This is a genomic window from Enterobacter cloacae complex sp. P16RS2 (genome assembly GCF_014982155.1).
GTDB lineage: Bacteria > Pseudomonadota > Gammaproteobacteria > Enterobacterales > Enterobacteriaceae > Enterobacter > Enterobacter cloacae_M.
On sequence record NZ_JADCKW010000096.1, the window covers coordinates 1 to 425 of the forward strand.

The 425-nt window shown below is 34.1% G+C and carries 1 protein-coding gene; it reads left to right on the forward strand.

From position 1 onward, the window contains the following. A partial coding sequence (locus INF68_RS23035; RefSeq protein ID WP_227412959.1) for a replication/maintenance protein RepL occupies nucleotides 1-425 on the forward strand: 425 nt, incomplete at both ends.

A 425-nucleotide genomic window follows, 5' to 3' on the forward strand; every position in this document is an offset into this window, starting at 1 on the left:
GGAAAAGATCGATTAGCATTAATTAATGAAAATACTGGAGAGCAAGTTGGTAATGGCGGTTTCTATCAGGCTATGGAGGTTGATAAGACACAGTTCGTGAAACTTTATGTTGACGGAGTATCTGCTATTGAAGGACTGTCTTCATCGGGTAAAAAAGTTTTCAAGATCCTTTATCTTGCTATCAGAGATAATAAGGATACTGATACTATTTTGATGTCATACGATATTGTTGATCAAGATGTCGTAAAAATATCCAGAACAACATATTTCAAAGGCATGAAAGAACTTGCTGACAAGAAGTTTATTGCAGAGACCATGATACAGAACTATTACTTCATTAATCCAGACTATATGTTTAATGGCGACCGTTTAACATTTATGAAAACATATTATCTTTCCAGCAGTAACTCTAATAAACCCAGTAA